We start from the raw sequence: 16,641 nt of genomic DNA on the forward strand, positions 1-16,641 counted from the left end.
CGTGCGGTTTCTCCTACTTTCGAGTGATGTGCCAGCCCGTGTCGATCAGCTCAGAGAAATCCCGTCTTTGTCGTTCCAAAATTGCCATTGTCGGTTTGGGTGGCCGCTTTCCGGGGAGTGTCTCCCTCGATCAATTTTGGAAGCATCTTGCTGGTGGCGTGGATCTGGGCCAACGAGTTCCCGCTGGTCGTTGGCGATTGGAATCCTGCTTTGCGACCCGGCCCCATCCAGAGCCTGATCGAGCACTTTCAGACTGGGCCTGTTATCTCGACGACGCAGCCTGGTCGCTGATCCCGTCTCGTGGATTAAGCACGATCTCAGAATCCGAATGGAACCGGCTGGATCCCCTTTTCCGTCTCAGTCTCAACACCGCTTCGGACACCATTGCCAGTGCGTCCTCCACTGGTAGCTGGCGGTTGAATCAATTTGCTCCCGAACGTTGTGGTGTGATTCTGGGAAGCATTGCCCTCCCGATCGAGTCCCTCAATGATCTAAGCTGGGAGGTTTCAGGCCAGCGGTATCTGGAGTGGATATCCGCTTCTCCGGGGCAAAACATCGGGCAGACCGCAGCGTTCAGTCATGCCGTGTCTGGTCATGCAGTGTCTGGCCATAAGTGGTCGGGGATGAATCGGTATGCCCTGGGCTTTCCCGCCGCCATCATCGCACGAGAACTGGGGTGGAGTGGCCCGGCTTTTACTCTGGATGCGGCTTGTGCGTCGTCGCTCTATGCCATTCATCTGGCCATGGAGGAACTGCGAGCCGGGCGCGTTGATCTGATGCTGGCGGGAGGGCTTTCCCGTCCCGACTGCCAGTACACGCAGATCGGGTTTTCGCAGCTCAAGGCCCTTTCATCAGGGCAGAAATGTCGTCCACTTGATGCTCGGGCCGATGGGCTGGTGGTGGGCGAAGGGGCGGGGATGTTCCTGCTGATGAGGCTGGAAGATGCTCTCGCAGCAGGGCATGAGATTCACGGTGTTCTTGTGGATGCAGGACTCTCGAATGACCGCGGTGGCAGTCTGCTTTCGCCGCGCAGTGAAGGGCAGCTGCGAGCGATGAGGGAGGCTTATGCGCGGGCGGGGTGGCTTCCCGAAAGCGTCGATCTCATTGAGTGTCATGCCACCGGCACACCAGTGGGCGATCAGGTCGAGATTTCCAGTCTGCATGAACTGTGGAAAGAGGCTGCTCATCGATCTCGAAAATGTGTGCTGGGGGCTGTGAAATCGAATGTCGGTCACTTGTTGACAGGGGCGGGCGCAACGGCATTGATGAAAGTTCTTCTGGCGTTGAAGCACCAGACACTCCCTTGCACAGCAAACTATGAACAACCCGCCGGCCCGCTGCAAAGTGCCGATTCTCGCTTTGAAGCACTGGCTCAAAGCCAGCCGTGGGAAATGACAAAAGACGGAAGTCCCCGCCGTGCGGCAGTGAATGGTTTTGGGTTTGGTGGGATTAACGGCCATCTGCTCGTCGAAGAATTTATCCCCGAAGCGGCCTGGCGCGATGTCGAAGAACAGGGACGAAATTCCTCTTCACAAGTTAGCGTGGCGGCTGATGTCGCATCTGAAACGGCCTCAACGGTGGATGATCCCGAGGCGGTTGCCGTCATCGGGTTTGCGGCGTCGTTGGGTGGCGCATCACTCCAGCAATTGCTGGAACGCTGGAGCCAGAGGCATCCCGAACGTGAAAAGCCAGATGTAAATCACGACTGCCTGAAATGGCCTTTGCAGCGATTTCGGATACCACCTGTCGAGCAGTTAGACATGCTGCCGCAGCAGGGGCTGATGCTTGATATCGCGAGCGAAGCCAAGGCTCATGCGGGAATTGACGGGCCACTGGGTGATCGGTGCGGGCTGTTCGTTGGGATTGCGCTGGATCTGGAATCCTCGAACTTTCATTTGCGTTGGCGGCTGGAGCAGGAACTTCGCGAATCGGCCGCACGTGGTGAAACGTTGGATGAATCCGAACTAGCGGCCTTACTCAATGGTTTGCATCCCCCTTTGACCCCTAACCGCGTCATGGGAAATCTGGGCGGAATTGTTGCCAGCCGGGTGGCACGTGAACTCGATTGTGGCGGGCCGTCGTTTGTCCTTTCCAGCGAAGAAGCCAGCGGGTTGGAATCGATTCGATTGGCGGTCAACGCCTTGAGAACAAGGCAAGTTGATCTGGCTATGGCCGGGGCTGTCGACTTGCCCGATGCGGATCAGACAGGGCTTTTTGCAGAGACTCTTCCCACACACGCCACTTACGGTGCGGGGGCCTTGGTTCTGAAGCGATTGGCCGATGCTCAGCGCGATGGCGATACCGTCTGGGCGCTGGTCGGAAGTGTCGTTTCGGGATATTCACCAGACACGACTTCGATTCCCTCGGCGACGTTCCCTTCACTGACAGAGCAGTTGGGGCCAGTCGGTGCCGCTTCCGGTATGGTGGATGCTGTGGCGGCCATCGCATGTCTGGCCACTCGACAACTTCCCAAAGGAGCGCGCGATGCTCTGGGGCATACAGCACGCGGGTGGCAATTCTGGTTGCGTAATCGGGCCGATGGGGCACGCCGTACGATGTTGACGCAATCGTCTCCTGCGGGGCATTGGGGATCGCTGGAACTTGTTGAATCTCCCGAGCCATTCCTGGGGCTTGCTTCTCTTGGTGTGGGCAATACCGAGGAACTGCCACTCGTCATCTGGCCGTCGGGTTCAGCGTCTCTGAGTGATCGGGCACATGAATTGATCGCTGAGTGGCGCATGTTCTCTGCCGGCGTGAGTGGTGAAAATTCGCGACCTGAACTTCACTGGCGGCAATTCCTGAAAGCTCACGCGTCTTCAAACCAACGGCAGCCGCTGGCTGTGCTGATGGTCTCTTCGCAGGAGGGGCTGACGACTCGGCTCGAGCAATTAACCAGTGAGGTTGGCCAGACTGTCCTTCAAAAAGAGGGATGTTTGTTTCAGGCCCCAGCAGGTTTGGCAGCAGCGGCTTCTGGCAGCAAATTGGCCTTTGTGTTTCCCGGTTCCGGCAGTCATTTTCTTGGCATGGGACGAGAACTGGGGTGGGCCTTCCCTGCCATTCTGGAACAGCAGGATCATGAGAACGAGCGGTTAGCCGACCAGTATCGCCCGGACTTGCTATGGAACGGTGAATCATCAGCCGCGATTGGGGATAATCATCGCGCCATGATTTTTGGCCAAGTGGCGATTGCCACTTTGATGTGCGACCTGCTGGAGAAATTGGGCGTTCGTCCTGACGCCAGCATTGGCAACAGTCTGGGAGAATCGGCAGCACTTTTTGGTTTACGCATCTGGCAGAGTCGGGACGAAATGCTTCGGCGCATGCTGCAATCCCGACTGTTCGCGGGAGAGCTGACTTTTCCTTTTGATATTGCTCGCGAGGCGTGGGGCATTCCTGCCGATGAAGAGGTGCCCTGGGCCAGTGGAGTGGTTGAACGATCGGCGGAAGAACTCTGGACGCGAGTCTCCCGTTTGCCGCGTGTTGATTTATTAATTGTGCTTGGGCCGAAGCGTTGCCTGATTGGTGGTGATGCGGATCAGATCGAACATCTAAGGAACGAACTGGCCATTCCCTGGACGCCTCTGACAGCTCCCAGCACCGTGCATTTGAATCTGGTTCAGCGTGTGGAGTCTGCCTGGCGGGCGCTCCATGAATTGCCGGTGTCGCCGCGACTTGATGTGTTGGTTTACAGCACAGCGACAGCGAATGTTTATCTTCCTTCAACAGCCACCTGTGCGGAAGCGATTACGGCTCAGGCACTGCACACGATTGACTTTCCTGCTGTGATCGAAGCCGCCCGTCGTGATGGCGCGACGACGTTTCTGGAGATTGGCCCAGGCAGCAATTGTTCGCGGTTGATTGACGACATCATCGGGTCTGACAGAGCGACGTCTTTCGCGCGGAGTGCATGTCCGTTGACGGCGCACCCTGTGCGTCATTTCTTGCGGACTCTGGGCTGGCTGGCTGTTCGCGGCGTGCCGGTCAATTTCTTGCCGCTCTTTGAGCCGACCGCTTTGGAATTGGCTGTTAAAGGTCTGCGTAAGACGAAACATTCCTCCTCTGGCCCGCAGGTCGAGATTCCAATACGCCGTTTGGCATGGGAACATCGGCCTCAGGTGGGCAGCGGGATGGCGAAGGCCTTAACCGGGATCATGAGCCATGCCAGCTTCGTCAAACATGAGCCAGGTTCACTCGAACCATCTGACTTAGAGGCTATTCAAAAACGCTCAAATTCTACTTCGGTTGAGGGGATGGGCATTGGCTTCGGAAACACGGCTGGTTCATCGGCCCCCTCACCCCAACCCTCTCCCACGAGGGGAGAGGGAGACATCCCGGACAGACACTTAGAACCATCTGTTTCATCACATTCCCTGGCAGCAGATATCACCACTTCATCCAGCCACCACTCACTCAGTGCGACCTCCATGACCACGGATTCTTCCCCTTCATTCGATCCGGCTGAAGCCGCTTATCTTGCCTTTGAAGCCCGACTGGCTCAGTTCAATCAGACTGGCTCACTGGAAGAGTCACACGAATGGCCTGTCAGTGAGTCGGGGCCGGGAGAGACTGAACTCTTCCAAAATGCCACAGAGGCCACCTCTCCCCCGCGATCTCTCTCACGAGAGAAGTGCATGGCGTTTGCCATCGGGAAAATTGGCGAAGCGTTGGGGCCACTGTTTGCGGAAGTCGATCAATACCCCACACGTGTCCGCCTGCCTGATGAGCCGCTGATGCTGGTGGATCGCATTACTCAGATCGAAGGGGAACCACTTTCCATGACCTCGGGGCGGGTGGTGACCGAGCACGACGTCACGTCCGACCGCTGGTATCTGGATGGCGGGCGAATCCCTACGGCCATTGCCGTGGAATCCGGGCAGGCGGATCTGTTTTTGTCGGGCTGGCTGGGGATTGATTTTCAGACAAAAGGCCTCGCCGTTTATCGGTTACTGGACGCAATTGTCACCTTTCATCGGGGATTACCGGTGCCGGGAGAGACGATTGTCTATGACATTCGGATCTTGAAGTTTTTCCAGCAAGGGGAGACCTGGCTGTTCAAGTTTGAGTTCGACGGCACGGTGAATGGCGAACCATTGCTGACCATGCGGGAAGGCTGTGCGGGCTTCTTTACACAGGCGGCATTGGCTCAAGGGAAGGGGATCATCCACAGCACGCTGGATAAGCAACCGCGTGCCGGAGTCCTTCCCGAAAATTGGTGCGAGCCTGTCGCCATCACATCCGGCAGCATGACCGATACACAGGTTGACTTCTTGCGAAATGGCAACCTTGTGGGGGCGTTTGGCGAGCAGTTCCGTCACCTGGCCTTACAGCAACCCTGCACGATTCCGGGTGGAAAACTGCGATTGGTGGATCGCGTGCTGGAGATTGAACCGGGCGGTGGAAAGTATGGCCTGGGGCGTATTAAGGCGGCTCTCGACATTCATCCCAATGACTGGTTCCTTGAGTGCCACTTCTGTGATGACCATGTCATGCCCGGCACGCTCATGTATGAATGCTGTCTGCACACACTCCGGATTTATCTGCTGCGCATGGGCTGGATCGGAGAAACGGGGCAGGTTGTTTGTGAACCGATTGTTGGTGTGCAAAGCCGGTTAAAGTGCCGGGGACAGGTGCTCGAATCGACCAGAGAAGTCTGGTATGAGGTCACCATTCGAGAACTGGGTTACGGCCCCGATGCGTATTGCCTGGCGGATGCGTTGATGTTTGCTGATGGCAAGCCGATCGTCGAAATTACGAACATGTCGCTGAAGATGACGGGGTTGACGAAAGAGCGCGTCGATTCGTTGTGGGCAGTGAGAAAAGAGGAGGCTGAGAAGTCAGAGAGAGAGAAAATTGTCGATGGGCGAAGCCGGCCTCAATATGACGTGCGGCCAGCTATCTATCCTTTGGAACGCATTACAGCTTATTCCATTGGCAAACCCTCAGAAGCATTTGGGCCGGAGTATGCCGTCTTCGATCAAGAACGAAAGATTGCCCGGCTGCCTGGGCCACCATTTCAGTTTTTGGATCGGATTGTTGAAGTCGGTGGGCCACCGTTTGTCATGAAGGCTGGCTGTCATTGTGTCGCTCAATATGATGTTCCTGTGGATGCCTGGTATTTCACGGCCAACCGGCAAGCAGAAATGCCGTTCTCCGTGCTGCTGGAAACTGCATTACAACCCTGCGGCTGGCTGGCGGCTTATGCAGGATCAGCATTGACCAGTGAGACCGATATCAAGTTCCGCAATCTGGGAGGAAAAGCAACGCAGCACAGGCCGGTCACAAGAGAGATCGGCACGTTGACCACAACCGCCAAAATGACGCAGGCTTCAATGTCGGGCGGCATGATCATTCAGCATTTCTCGATGGAAATGCGGACTCGCGAAGAACTGGTCTATTCGGGAACCACGTACTTTGGTTTCTTTTCAGCAGCTTCGTTAGCCAATCAGGTGGGGCTGCGCGACGCCAAGCGCGTCATCCACGAGCCTCAATTGCCTTTGACACCATTCTCACTCGTGTCTCCCTTTCCGGAAAAGAGCTACTCGTTTGTCGACGAGATCACGAGCTGCACATCGGGTATTCAATCAGTCCCCGGCAAGCCTGAACTGGTGGGTTTTGTGCGCGGGATTGCACGCGTTGACCCCGGCGCCTGGTATTATCGGGCACACTTCTATGAAGACCCGGTGATGCCTGGATCGCTGGGACTGGAGGCATTTCTTCAGGTCATCAAGCATTGGATGATGGCGCATTGGGGCAGCGCTTTTGCTCAAGGCCAAGGTGTCTCCTTCCAGACTCCGGTTTGTGGAACGCCTCATGCGTGGGTCTATCGCGGACAAGTGATTCCTGAAGATTCACTGGTGACCGTTGAAGCTGAGATCGTGTCGGTTGATGAACTCAATCAAACGGTCACCGCGAACGGCTGGCTGGAAGTCGATGGTCGAGTGATCTATCAGATGCAGGGGTGGACGATCCGCGCAGAGATCGGCAGATAAAGAGGCCGGTTGGAAATCATCAAGTGCCTGGATCGATGTTTCGAGAAAGGAAGGGCATTTCAAGCACCGCCGAAATTTCTGGTAGAGTGTGTGAGCAATCTGGAACGCTCACCTCTTGCGAGACCTCATCATGATGGATCTGCGTCGCCTGCTGTGCTGTCTGGCATTGATCACCATGCCTTCCTTGGGATTGTGGGCCGAGGATCAGCCCTCAGCCAAGGTGACGATCCCTTCCGTTCGGGCCACCAACGGGCGGATTGATCTCTGGGCGGATGAGGCTGTCGGCAAAATTTCCCAGGGCAAGTTTCTGTCTGGAAATGGTCATTTTGAACGACAGAATTGGCGAACGGCGGACGAACAACTCCGGGGCTACACCGTCTTCACTCCCATTGTGACCCATTCCTGGCGAACGATTGAATTTGAGTTCACGCCAGAAAATTCGGGGCAGGTCGAAGTGGCGCTCATGGGGCCTTGGATTGAAGCCGCACCACAACAGCGGGCCAGGGCCGAAGTCGATTGGATCGAAGTTACTGCACCACATCCCACCCAGTGGAAAGGGAAAAACTCACAGTTCGTCTCTCTTCCTCATGAAAGCGATCCCACCCTCACGCGAACAGTCCTGCGGGCCTGGCATGATGACCGGATTGTCAACACGTTCAATGCCCGGGCGGGCGTGCCGATTCGCCTGTCATTCAAGGTGAAAGCCGTATTGCCGCCGGGGATGTTGGAAAATCCCCGCATCACTTCTCAAGACACACCGGCTCATCAAGCCCTGGCTCACTTCAAAAAAGGGGCGAATTTTGGCAACTGGCTGGAAGCTCCCCGGGGACAAGACTGGGGGCAGACCTATCGCGCAGAAGATTTTGCCAATGCAAAGAAGGAAGGCTTTGATCACATTCGCCTGCCCATTGCCTGGCAGCACTACACGGGAGCAGGGCCAGACTTTGTGATTGAGCCGGGGCTATGGAAGACCGTCGATGAAATGGTTGATCTGGCAGAAAAACACGACCTTAACCTGCTCATCAATATCCATCACTTCGACGCTTTCACGACTAATCCTGCCGCTCAAAAAGCCAGGTTTCTCAAGATTTGGGAACAGGTTGCCAATCGCTATGCCAGGCGTTCCCATCGTCTGGCCTTTGAACTGCTCAATGAGCCAAAAGATGCGGCCACAACGACTGTTTTGAATCCCATCTATGCAGAAACGATTGAGCTGATTCGCAAATCAAATCCCACGCGAACGCTGTTTGTCGGCCCGGGGCATTACAACGCCGTTGACCAGCTTCCTGATCTGGTGCTGCCTGCGAACGATACGAATCTGATCGTCACCGTTCACTCTTACGACCCGTTCTATTTCACTCATCAGGCGACGACGTTTTCCAGCGATGATGTCAAGCCGCTTAAGGGAATCCAGTTTCCCGGCCCACCGGAAAAGCCGCTCGCTATTCCCGCAGGTGTCAAGCCTTATGTGAAAGACTGGCTGGAGCGATACAACACGTTGCCTGCATCAGAAAACCCGTCTTCAGCCAGAGTGCTGCAGTCGTCAGTGCAGCGAGCGAAAGAATGGTCGGACTATTACGGCCGTCCCATTCATTATGGGGAATTCGGTGCCTATCAAGCGGCGGATGAGGCTTCCCGTACCAACTATTATCGTGAATTTCGGCAAGCGATTGAGCAGGCCGACTTTGGTTGGGCACTCTGGGATTGGAAAGCCGGCTTCCACTATTGGGACAAGGCCAGCAACGCCCCATCCCCCGGCATGCACGACGCCTTGTTCGGAAAGTGATCCTGATATTGTCCCTGTCATTTCCCATCTAGCGAGTTAAGCGGCGGAACGGGATCATGGGGCGGTCATTGAGTTTCCACGCTTCAACGGGGCGTTTGACATCCTGGAACTGATATGAATCGCCACTGGAAATGTGGCGTTGACGATCGCAAAAAGATGCTTGCCCAATGCTTCAAGCATGCCACACAGAGCGATATATCAAATGGGAATGCGTCTTATTTGACTCGGCGGCAGATGGTTAATTCGCCACTCCGAGAGGTCTTGAAACCTCGCCCTTGAATCGCCGCATGGAAGACTTCTGTCGCCCGGCCAAAACTGCTGTCATCGTGGAGTTCGATCGCAATCGCATCGACGCGATCAAGCCAGTCGACATTTCCCTGGAAGACAACCGCCTCGGCGCCTTCGATATCGATCTTCAGTAAAGAGATTCGGTCAAACCCCGATGAATCTAACAACGATGCAATACTCACACCCTGAAAGTCAGGCTCTTCGTGAGGCTGACACGGTCGAACCTGGATGCTCCATTCTCTCCCATCGCGATAACGCTCCTGTGAGAGCTTCAGTGGGGCATCCTGAGACCAGATTCCCGCATGGACAGCTTCCGCACGGGAACCATACTCATGCAGGTTACGACTCAGCATGGCAAAGTTGCCCGAGTCCGGCTCCACGGCAATGACATGACAAGCGGGAAATTGCGACAGAAAGAAAGCGGAGGAGTAACCCACGTTTGCGCCGCAGTCGACTACGAGACGAACCTCTTGCATGTTACACAAAGGCCCATATTCGAAATCGATAAAGATTTGTCTGAAGACCAGGAAGTCTGAAGAACCGTGCCTGTAGTAAAGACTGTGATTCGCATGCCGCGGTTTGAGAGGATAAGTCTCACCAGGGATTCTTCCCCGCCTTTGGGTCAACAGGGTGAAGCTGCTCACTAAGCCGATTTCAATTATCAGCATCGGCAGCCTCATCATTTTTCGCCGGCAACCATCCAGACCTTTTAGGAACCTTTTAAAGGTGATTGGTTTAGCCATTTTTATACGACATATTCTTTTTTGTGACGGAATCCGCATTTTTTAATTGAACGGGCCGAGAATACCGAAGATTGGCTGAAAAAATCAATTCCTATCAGTCCATGGGGATGCATTGAATTTGGCTTGGCAGATTGCCTGAGCAATTTTGAGCGGCCCACTGAAACGCTGGCCGGATGCGGGGATTGGTCTTGGCTTTGGGAACACGGCTGGTTGATCGGCCCTCACCCCAACCCCACAAGCGGGAGAGTGAGCCTTCCCGGATAGACTTTGAGAGATTTCATTGATCGTCTTGAGTTTACAAATCGCTTTCAGGGCCTCTTTGGCCTTAAAGACGGTGACCTTAAAGACGGTCGTGTGAATGTTCGGCACACATGCAAAAAAGCTCGGTGCCTGGAGGGGCACCGAGCTTGAAGTGGGAGTGATTCCCTCTGGATATCTGTCTCAAAGGCGGTCTCTGCTCAGTGGGCCGTGCCCGCAGCGTTGAGCAAGCATGGCTTCGTGATTTTCAACGCGCCATTTCAAGTGGCGATTCGCATTAATCGTCTGACTTGCGGGCGAGACGTTCGGTGAGGCGGGTGGCCTTACCCACGCGGTCACGGAGATAGAACAGCTTGGCGCGGCGAACCTTACCATGCCGCTTCACAACGACCTTGGCCACTTTGGGGGAGTGGATCGGGAAGGTACGCTCGACCCCTTCACCCGCCACAATGCGGCGGACGGTGAAGTTCTCGCGAGTGCCACCATGACGACGGGCAATGACCACGCCGTTGAAAATCTGAATACGCTCTTTATCACCTTCCAGAATTCGCTGGTGCACGTCGACCGTGTCGCCAATCTCGAATTCCAGAGTATCTGCACGCAGGCTGGATACTTCAGCCGCCTGCAAAAGCTTGTGTTGCATGATCTTGATCCTCTTACTGCTCATCACCGGGCGGATTCAGCATCCCCGGATGAAAATGTGCGATGAAAAAATGTTTTCGCTATGAACTTGGCCTGGTCAGAGGCCTGCTCTCGAAGCTCAGGCCATCAGGCCGGTGGTCTTCGAGTCAAGGTTCGTTGACGGCTTTGTTCGGTTCGCCAGGCGGCAATCGCCTGATGGTTTCCTTCAAGGAGAACATCGGGAACTCTCATTCCGCGATATTCGCGTGGCCGAGTGTACTGTGGATATTCCAACAGCCCGCTCTCGGCAAATGACTCATATTTATGGCTGGTCTCGTCGCCGAGAACACCGGGTATCAATCGAATCACCGTATCGATGAGAAGCATGGCAGGAACTTCGCCACCATTGGCAATGAAGTCTCCTACGCTGACTTCCATCGGTTTCAATCCTTCGCTGATGCGCTCATCAAAACCTTCGTATCGGCCGCACATCAGCACGAGTCTTTTGTGCGTCGAAAGCTCTTCCACCAGTCGCTGGTCGAGTTTTCTTCCTGAGGGAGTCAACATGATCAGTTGCCCCGGGGCTTCCCCCTGAGCCTGCACATGCTCGACACAATCAAAGACCGGAGGGCACATGATCAGCATCCCAGGGCCACCGCCATAGGGCTTATCATCGACCGAATGATGATTGTCGGTTGTCCAATCGCGAAAGTTCCACAGATCGACACTGACCAGACCGGCAGCAATGGCCTTGTTAAGAAGGCTTTGCTGCAAGTATCCCGAGAAGATTCCGGGGAAAAGTGTCAGAACATCGAACCGCATGACAATCGCTTTCAGCGTACGAGTGGAGCTTCATTTCTGATTTTGACAGATTAAGCCTGGAACTGCACACAGGCCCATGAGCCTGCGAACGAGTTCAGCAACCTGCAATCACAGAGTGTCGTCCCACTAGCTGGCGGAGGCCTCACCACCTTCAGCAGGCGCTTCGGCGGCTTCAGGAGCAGGAGCTTCCTTGACCTTCGGAGCAATCAAAGCTGGTGGAGCTGCCTTCACGCCAAACTTGTTGGTTTTGACCTTCTTCACAAGTGTCGCCACTCGATCGGAAAGGCTGGCGCCCACGCTGACCCAGTAGTCAACGCGTTCAAGATTGATCTTCACTCGCTGGGACTTGTCATCGATGGAGGTGTCGTACCAGCCGACTTCTTCAATCGCCTTGCCTTCGCGGTGTACGCGAGAATCCATCACACAGATGCGGTAAAATGGACGATGCTTACGCCCAATCTTTTTCATACGAATCCGAACTGCCACTCAATCCTCCTCGCTCGACCGGGCAAAACACCGACCGACATCTTTCCGCATCCAACAGAACCTGCAACACACACGCTACATAGGAACACGGAGACTGGAAAACACATGAAAACCAACAAAACGTTGTGGTTCTGACACCACATGATGTAAGTCCAGGCAGTGCTGGCACTACAAACTCAACACTGCAGACTCACCAGAGATCAACAGAGTGGCCTAAGCCACTCTCAGCGATTTTTCTTTCGCTGTTTCTTGGCGTCTTTTCTCGCCTTCTTTTTCTTTTCAGCAGCCAGGTCAGCATCTGCTGGCCCTCGCTTGCTGCGCAGCTTCTGTGCCTGCAATCCGCCTGCGGGGTTCATTCCTCCCCCCTGAGCAAGATCCTGCACGGCCTTGAATCGATCTTTGACACCCAGGCCGGCCATCTTCTGCATCATGCTCGACATGTTGTCGAAGTCTTTCAGCAGGCGGTTCACGTCGGCAGGTTCAGTCCCACTGCCCCGTGCAATTCTTGTCCGACGGCTGCGATCGATCTTATCCGGATTGTGTCGTTCTTCGAGCGTCATCGAGCTGATCATCGCATCGATCCGCCCCATATCTTTTTCAGCATCAACATTTTGAAACTGATCCAGCATGCCACCCATCCCGGGAATCATTTTCATGATGTCCCGCATGGAGCCGAGCCGACGAACCTGTTTCATCTGATTACGGAAGTCTTCCAGTGTGAACCGCCCTTTCAGCATCCGCTGCTGCTGGCGTTCCATTTCTTCCGCGTCGAATTGCTCCTGGGCACGCTCGAACAGAGTGACAATGTCACCCATCCCCAGAATGCGACCCGCCATACGATCCGGGTGGAATGGCTCCAGACGGTCAAGCTGTTCGCCAATCCCCACAAACTTGATGGGAACGCCCGTGACCTGCTTCACGCTGATCGCGGCACCGCCGCGGGTATCGCCATCCAGCTTGGTGAGGATCACCCCGTCCAGCTCAAGTGCATCATTGAACGCTTTCGCCGAGCGAACCGCATCCTGGCCGGTCATCGCGTCGCAGACCAGATAGACCTGATCCGGCTGGACGCGTGAATCAATCTGCTCCAGTTCGTACATCAACCGATCATCGACATGCAATCGACCAGCGGTATCGAAGATCACAACGTTCGCGCCCTGCGACTTCGCACTCGCCAGGCCGTTCTTGCAAACGGCGACCGGGTTACTGGTCGGGTCTTCGGAATAAACCGGCACTCCCAGTTGTTCACCCAGAGTTTTCAGCTGCTCAATAGCCGCGGGGCGCTGCAAGTCAGCGGCCACCAGCAAAGGCTTCCAGCCTTCAGCTTTCAGCATGCGGGCGAGTTTGCCGCAAGTTGTTGTTTTGCCGGCCCCCTGGAGGCCGCACATCATGATTTTGTTGATTCCGTCACGTCGCAAATGGAGCGAGTGATCGGTCGGGCCCATCAAGGCGATGAGCTGCTGATGGACAATCCCGATGAGTTGTTCATCAGGCCGGAGTGACTTCAGAACCTTTTCACCCACTGCCTCGGCAGTCACTTTTTCAATGAACTGCGTCGCGACGTTATATTCGACGTCGGCTTCGAGGAGAGCCTGCCGGACTTGCTTAAGTCCTTCACGGATATTGGCTTCGGTCAGTTTTCCAGAGCGGAAAACACCCGATAACGCCCCTTGCAGGCCTTGGGAGATCGATTCAAACATGAAGTTTCACTTAGGGCTATCGCATCCGGGGCGCACGGTTTCAGCCGTACGGCGTCGCATCAGCGACGATCCAGGCGTCAACGCGCCCAGGAGCCGGGTTTTGATTCAAACGGAGAATAGCGGAAAGGAGGGGGATCCTTCAAGCGATCAGGTAGGGGAGGGTGCAAAAAGTCACTACCCGGTGAATTAATCACTCCTCAAACGGTGCAAGCCATCCCACACAAACGACTGATAAACCTTAATCACTGATGGGCACTGCAAACTGCAAACTGGGAACTGAGAACCTGTCACTCATGCTCTCAACAGATGCCGATATCGTGTGACAGGAAAGATGGCCTGAATCTGATGAGTGACATCTTCACGGCCTTTCAGTCCACTTGAACAACGCCTTTACTTGAGCTTGACTTTCTTGAACTCCGCGTCGCTAATCCCGCTGCTCGCGGCTCCAAAATCCTCCCAGACCTGGCCGGTCGCGGTATCTAAAACATAAGCGTGTCCAGGAATCCCGCTCATCTGATAGCGGCCAACGACGGCTGCTCCACTCACATCGCGAGATGCTCCCCATGGCTGAGTTCTGACAGCGATGTAAGAGGCGAGAACAACACTCCCGCCCAACGCCAGGCCAAACGTGATTCCAAGCACGGCAGCACTTTTTGCTTCCATAATTTCATCTTCCCCTCAAGATTTCTGGAACTCGCACATCCAGAAAGCGATGCTGTCGTCAGCCTCATTGCATTGTCAAATGTTTTTCACATCACGTCAGTGCGTAGCCGATCTGAAAGAGGCAATCATTCGACAGACGACCGATTCGTTCGTACTTGCGGAGGAATCCATGTTCTTGTGAAATGAGTTTTCGCACAGTTTTGTCTCCAATACCGCTTTGTCTCCAGCACAGCTCCACTAATCAGAGTCATTCGTTCATGAAACTTCTTGGCAAAAACGTACTCGTCACCGGTTCTTCGCGCGGCATCGGGCGGGGTTGTGCCCTGGAACTGGCGAGGGCAGGGGCGAACGTGGCCATCAATTACTTCAGCAATCTTGCGGAAGCCGAATCACTCGCTCGCGAGATCGAAGCGCTGGGTCAGAAGGCCGTCATCTTTCAGGGGGATGTCTCGCAGCAGGCGGTCATCGAGAAGATGATTGACGACACCGCAGCGGCGCTGGGCAGCCTGGATCTGTTTGTTTCCAATGCGGTCTACAGCGATCGCGAAATCATGCTCAAAGCCGATCTCGATGGCTTCCGCCGAACAATCGATGTCTGCATGTGGGGCGCGTTTTACGGCGTAAGAGCGGCTGCCCTCAAAATGGTGGCTCAAGGTCAGGGAGGAGCCATGGCCGTGATCAGCTCGCCGCATGCCGTTATCGCCATACCCACCGCCATGGCCTATAACATGGCCAAAGCGGCGATCGATCACATGGCCCGAACAGCCGCCATTGAACTGGCCCAACATCGCATCCGTGTGAACATCATCCATCCGGGTTGGATCGATACGCCCGGCGAGCGCAAATTTTTCACGGAAGAGCAACTGGCCGAAGGAGCAAAAAACCTCCCTTTTGGTCGCCTTGGACAGCCGGAAGAAATTGGCAAAGCCGTCGCTTTTGCATTAAGTGATGATGCCGCCTATATGACTGGCAGCACGCTGACCATTGACGGTGGAGTCAGTCTCCCCTGGTGGTCAAATCGTGAAGATGGCAAGCAATAATCCATTGAAACCAGGGGATTGTTTCTCTTCAAAAACCAGTCTATCTTTCGTATTCATGGATACTCTCGTGCATTGTCAAAGCTTAAAAGCAGGGTTGAACAGGTAGTCAAGTCCGACATCGAAGGACGTGACTACACAATCAACCCCAAGACAAAGCCGTAATGCGGCACGGGTGGCACTGTTGGCACGGGCGGAGGACGGCGATGACGCTGCTATTATGCCGCTACTGCCTTCAATGGGGTGCTCCTTTCAATGGTGGTTGCCCTTCATGTCGGGGGAGCCTGTCTCCCCTTGAACCCGATATGCCGCTGAATGAACTGGCCCAGCGGCTGGGAAAACCGCTGGCCCGGACTCATCATGTCGGGCTTCTCCGCGGGCCGCTTCTGTTTCATGGTGCACTGATCCTGACAACGAACGGCATCGCCTGGCTGCCACAATGTTCCTGGCACCAGACACACTGGCTGAGCTTAAAAACTTCCCCACGCCGTGTTTGGTGGAGTTTTTTTTCGCTGTGGAAAAATGCTCCAGACGAACTGTTCCCCGACAGTCAGCGTCCCGACAGTCAGCCTCTCTTGAGTGGCGTCATGTCAGCCTCCATGCCGGTCGGATTACGTTCTTTCGACAGTCAAGCGACTCCAGAATCAGCACGGTCAGAGTCCGTGGTGATGCCTGATTCACGACCGATGAAGGATCACCTCACTTCAAGGCGTTCTCCCTCAGAGTTCGTGATGAATCTCCAGAAAAATGGGGAGGCTTCTGCTGATCAGGAATTGCAACTGGCGACCGATTGGATGAATCACCCCACCGCCAGCTGGATTTTCCGAGAGAGCATCGACCGATATCGATTACAAACCCAGACACTTCAAATCAGCCGCCGTAATCATCATTCGACCCGGTTCTATCGACTGGATCCGCAAGACCCATGGCCATTGGTCTTGCCCAATTGGCTCAATGACAGCCTCAGGCGGCCATGAGTTACTGAGCGTTTCTGGTGAAGCTCTCAAATTCTTATCCCTCAGGGAGAGGAATTTGATACGCATTTCAACTGGAAATAGCGCTTTGTGTGCCATGTTGGCCGCATTCGTGCCATGCTTGCGGCGGCTTTGAGCAAGCATGCTCTTTGGATTAATGGAAGATCGGCGTCAAATGGACATTCGGCGTGCTTACTCAGAGCCGTGAGCATGGCACAAAAGCCTTGAATTCCCAACACGGCGCCCCGTTAATGGTCAAATTGAGCTTGAAAAA

The 16,641-nt window shown here is 54.9% G+C and carries 10 protein-coding genes; 4 read left to right on the plus strand and 6 right to left on the minus strand.

All coding sequences use genetic code 11. The features are described from left to right. Positions 1 to 38: 38 nt before the first annotated feature. Both SH287x_RS01580 and SH287x_RS01585 read left to right on the plus strand, forming a co-directional pair. Positions 39 to 6,989: a beta-ketoacyl synthase N-terminal-like domain-containing protein gene (locus SH287x_RS01580; RefSeq protein ID WP_479516687.1), complete on the plus strand. Its 6,951-nt coding sequence runs from the start codon at positions 39 to 41 to the stop codon at positions 6,987 to 6,989. A 130-nt stretch (positions 6,990 to 7,119) separates the two neighbouring features. Then, on the plus strand, positions 7,120 to 8,775 hold the full coding sequence (locus tag SH287x_RS01585) for a glycoside hydrolase family 5 protein (protein WP_479516688.1): 1,656 nt from the start codon (positions 7,120 to 7,122) through the stop codon (positions 8,773 to 8,775). 215 nt (positions 8,776 to 8,990) lie between these two features. Here the strand turns inward: SH287x_RS01585 and SH287x_RS01590 are convergent, their stop codons facing one another. The 6 genes from SH287x_RS01590 to SH287x_RS01615 form a co-directional block, all read right to left on the minus strand. Next, positions 8,991 to 9,539 carry an FkbM family methyltransferase gene (locus SH287x_RS01590; protein ID WP_479516689.1) on the minus strand — a complete coding sequence of 183 codons (549 nt, stop codon included), beginning with the start codon at positions 9,537 to 9,539 and terminating at the stop codon, positions 8,991 to 8,993. Positions 9,540 to 10,341: 802 nt separating this feature from the next. After that, a complete protein-coding gene (rplS, locus tag SH287x_RS01595; protein ID WP_479516690.1) occupies positions 10,342 to 10,707 on the minus strand; it encodes a 50S ribosomal protein L19 in 366 nt (121 codons plus the stop codon). A gap of 125 nt (positions 10,708 to 10,832) precedes the next feature. Next, the gene (trmD, locus tag SH287x_RS01600; RefSeq protein ID WP_479516691.1) at positions 10,833 to 11,507 is read right to left on the minus strand and encodes a tRNA (guanosine(37)-N1)-methyltransferase TrmD; all 675 of its coding nucleotides are present in this window, start codon (positions 11,505 to 11,507) and stop codon (positions 10,833 to 10,835) included. Between the two features lie 126 nt (positions 11,508 to 11,633). Further along, positions 11,634 to 11,993, minus strand: a complete 360-nt coding sequence (gene rpsP / locus SH287x_RS01605; protein ID WP_479516692.1) for a 30S ribosomal protein S16 — start codon at positions 11,991 to 11,993, stop codon at positions 11,634 to 11,636. A gap of 224 nt (positions 11,994 to 12,217) precedes the next feature. After that, a complete protein-coding gene (gene ffh, locus SH287x_RS01610; protein ID WP_479516693.1) occupies positions 12,218 to 13,693 on the minus strand; it encodes a signal recognition particle protein in 1,476 nt (491 codons plus the stop codon). A gap of 390 nt (positions 13,694 to 14,083) precedes the next feature. Next, positions 14,084 to 14,356, minus strand: a complete 273-nt coding sequence (locus SH287x_RS01615; RefSeq protein ID WP_479516694.1) for a hypothetical protein — start codon at positions 14,354 to 14,356, stop codon at positions 14,084 to 14,086. A 257-nt stretch (positions 14,357 to 14,613) separates the two neighbouring features. Here SH287x_RS01615 and SH287x_RS01620 point away from each other — a divergent pair, with 257 nt between their 5' ends. Continuing rightward, complete coding sequence (locus SH287x_RS01620; RefSeq protein ID WP_479516695.1) at positions 14,614 to 15,396, plus strand: SDR family NAD(P)-dependent oxidoreductase; 783 nt, start codon at positions 14,614 to 14,616, stop codon at positions 15,394 to 15,396. Between the two features lie 203 nt (positions 15,397 to 15,599). Continuing rightward, positions 15,600 to 16,370 (plus strand): hypothetical protein, encoded by a 771-nt coding sequence (locus SH287x_RS01625; RefSeq protein WP_479516696.1) that lies wholly within the window; start codon positions 15,600 to 15,602, stop codon positions 16,368 to 16,370. Positions 16,371 to 16,641 lie beyond the last annotated feature (271 nt).

It is taken from the genome of Planctopirus sp. SH287 (assembly GCF_056500625.1).